A 1,333-nucleotide genomic window follows, 5' to 3' on the forward strand; every position below is an offset into this window, starting at 1 on the left:
CTGCGGCCCACTTTTGTTTTACCCACAGGTAAACAGAATTAACTCGCGTTTTAGTGCTGATGGTCTTTTCCGGCTTAGGACGGTTTGCCATTAGGTCGGTTTGATCGCGGCGGATATGCAAACCTTTAGTCGACCGGCAGCAAACCTACGAGCAAATCAGAATCAAATACGTCGGTCGTACAACGATTACTGGTGCATACCGGCAACTAGCCAAAGAGCCGATGCAGCACCTCTAGTCATTCCAATGAACGGCTCGGATCAACCATGTTGTTAGAGCCGGTCAAATTTGCTTTGTGCTCAAGACAGGGGTCGACGTGGTTGAGTCAATCAACTAGCAAGCAGCGAGTTTCTCCCATGTCCTTATCTTGGTACGAAACGTAGTGAGGGGGGGGGCAACAGTGTTGATATGTACCCACTTCCACACCGGTCATACTGACGGAGTGGAAGACGCCCACGCTCGCTGCTCAGACTCAAACAGCTCTGCTTCGGCCAGTCAGGGTACCAGTTGGATTACCTCGGCGAGTAGAACCTCGAATCGATTAATCAGATCTCGGGGTGGTACCAGCTCCCAGTGTTGGTAGAAAGACTCGTACAAGCTACCTAGCTAATCGCATTTGAAACTAGGAGCTTCAGTCACCACCTCTTTGTCCGCTTGCTCTTTCCGCTTTCAGCTAAGCAGTAATTCCATCCAGTCCAATAGGTTCGCGATAACCTGCCGGGGCGTGCGGTCTATTCCCTCAATGAGCATTTGCCCACCATCATCGGGAACATCCTCGAACTTGCGGATGAATAGACACCCGCGTTTAGTGGTCTCTGATTCAATCTCGCTTCCGGATTCATATGGCTTCACCACACATTTTCGGTGGAGCACTCTATATCCGAGGTATTCATGCGTATGTTCAAGTGTCCTGGGGTTAGTTCCGCTTTTTACGACCCTGGGTTGATGAAATAGGCAAGGTAGCACTTGGTTTGCGCTTCCCGTGGTGTGGCTAGTCCAGCACTTTGTGTATCCGCATAATTCTTTACCAATGCATCGTCCGCAAAGTGGCAAGTTCGATTTCCGCTTCTATGTTCACGAGTCTTGCGTATGAATGAGTTTTGTCTTGTAGAGAGTGTCGACTCCCTCAGTTGGAGCGTCGTGTTAAGAATCGTGGAACGTGGTGATGCTCGGACGGATTCCAGGACCGAGGTAGGAACTAGATCCAGCACGCTTCACTTACTGCCTCGCGCGTGTTGTTGTTAGATTGCTTATGGCTGTTAATGTGCTGATGCGCGTTACAAAATGCTCCGTGACCTGCGGGTTCGCTTTATGTGTGAAGTGTGTGTAATGTAT

1 protein-coding gene is annotated in these 1,333 nt (G+C 49.9%); it reads right to left on the reverse strand.

Annotated elements, in window-relative coordinates:
- Nucleotides 1-667 precede the first annotated feature (667 nt).
- The gene (locus HMPREF2681_RS11330) at nucleotides 668-964 is read right to left on the reverse strand and encodes a ClbS/DfsB family four-helix bundle protein (RefSeq protein ID WP_323633107.1); all 297 of its coding nucleotides are present in this window, start codon (nucleotides 962-964) and stop codon (nucleotides 668-670) included.
- Nucleotides 965-1,333: the final 369 nt, after the last annotated feature.

The organism is Corynebacterium sp. HMSC064H12, from assembly GCF_001809925.1.
GTDB classification, from domain to species: domain Bacteria; phylum Actinomycetota; class Actinomycetes; order Mycobacteriales; family Mycobacteriaceae; genus Corynebacterium; species Corynebacterium jeikeium_D.